General features: G+C 69.9%; 1 protein-coding gene. It reads left to right on the top strand.

The window, feature by feature from the left end; all coding sequences use genetic code 11:
* Positions 1-196 precede the first annotated feature (196 nt).
* Positions 197-1,630 carry an MFS transporter gene (locus tag ACWD38_RS30300; protein ID WP_450125445.1) on the top strand — a complete coding sequence of 478 codons (1,434 nt, stop codon included), beginning with the start codon at positions 197-199 and terminating at the stop codon, positions 1,628-1,630.
* Positions 1,631-1,742 lie beyond the last annotated feature (112 nt).

The raw sequence follows: 1,742 nt of genomic DNA, 5'->3' as shown, positions 1-1,742 counted from the left end.
GAAGACCACCGGCGGGTTCTCAGCTGCTTCCTCGCGAGGACGGCTTTTTCCCTCGTGGCGGAGCCACTCGGGGAAAAGATCCCGCAGCGAGGAAGCAGCTGAGGTTCCGCCACCCGCACCGCTACGCAGGCCGAGTCCCAAGACACCTGAAGCGAAGCTGTTGCGGAGCGCTGCGGTTCGCATCGGGGGATACCTCATGACCGAGAAACCGAGACGTCGCAGGCGGAGCCTGACTCCTCCTGTCGTGCAAGAGGAACGCACCGTGCACCGGGCGGTCGCGGCGACCGCCGTCGGGAACGTCGCCGTGTGGTACGACTTCGGCATCTACTCCTACCTGGCCGCCGCCGTGCTGGACCGGGTCCTGTTCCCCGACGGCGGCCAGTGGGCCACCGCGTACACGCTCGCCGCGTTCGCCGCCGCGTTCCTGATGCGCCCGCTCGGCGGATTCGTGTTCGGGCGGCTCGGGGACCGGATCGGTCGCACGAAGGTGCTCTCGGCGACGATGCTGCTGATGGCGGTAGCGACGGTGCTGCTCGGCCTGGTCCCGAGCCACGGCGCGATCGGCCTCGCCGCCCCGCTGCTCGTGCTGCTCGTCCGGATGTTGCAGGGGTTCGCCGTCGGTGGCGAGTACACCGGCGCGCTCACCCTCATCGCCGAGTACGCCCCGGACCGGCGACGCGGATTCTTCGGCAGCTGGCTGGAATTCAGCACCCTGGCCGGGTACGCGCTGGGCGCCGGGGTGTGCGCCGCGGTGATCGCCGCCGTTCCGGAGGGCGACCTGCTGTCGTGGGGCTGGCGGCTGCCGTTCATGCTCGCGCTGCCGCTGGGCCTGACGGGCATCTACCTGCGGATGCGGTTGGAGGACACCCCGGCGTTCCGGCAGCTGATGGAGCGTTCCCCCGCGCTGAGCACGATGTCCGCGCGGCGCGCGCTGCAGATCGTCGTGGTGCACTACCGCTCCGCCGCGCTGGTCGCGACCGGCGTGATCGTCGCGTGGAACGTCACGAACTACGTGATGACCAACTACGTCCCCGCGTACCTGGCCGCGACGCTCCCGCGCTACGGCGCGGGCGGGAGCAGCCAGGCGGTGGCGGCCACCCTCCAGGTCGCCGTCATGGTCCTCATGCTGTGCGTGATCGTGTCCGTCGGCAGGCTCAGCGACCGCATCGGGCGCAAACCCGTGCTCATGGCGGGAAGCCTGTCGCTGATCTTCCTGGGCCTGCCCGCCGTGTGGCTGCTCCGCGAAGGACTGCTCGGGCAGGTCGCCGGGCTGCTGATCATGGGGATGTCGTTGGTGTGCTTCGCCGCGGTGTCGCCCTCGACGCTGCCCGCGCTGTTCCCCACGATGATCCGCTACAGCAGCCTCGCGGTGATCTTCAACCTGGCGGTCTCGCTGTTCGCCGGGACCGCGCCGACGATCATCGAGGCGGCCGTGACGGCCACCGGCAACCTCGACTGGCCCGGTTTCTACCTGGTCGGAGCGGGCGTGCTCGGCGTCATCAGCACCCACTTCCTCAAGGAGCAGGCGGGCCGCCCCCTCGACGGCGCAGCGCCGCTGACCTCCAGTGCGGAGCTCCCCTCCCCGCCGCTGTCCGACGAGGGCGTCCCGCTGGAACAACCCCGTCAGTGAGCCGCCCCTAGGCGTGCTGAGGTGGTCATTTGGCGGAACCTCAGCGTTCTTCTCGCTGCGGGATCTTTTTCCCGAGTGGCTCCGCCACGAGGGGCAAATCTCTCCTCGCGAG

The organism is Saccharopolyspora sp. NPDC002578, from assembly GCF_053592695.1.
Note: the sequence above shows the minus strand (reverse complement) of the source record. Positions and strands in the feature narration are given on the sequence as shown.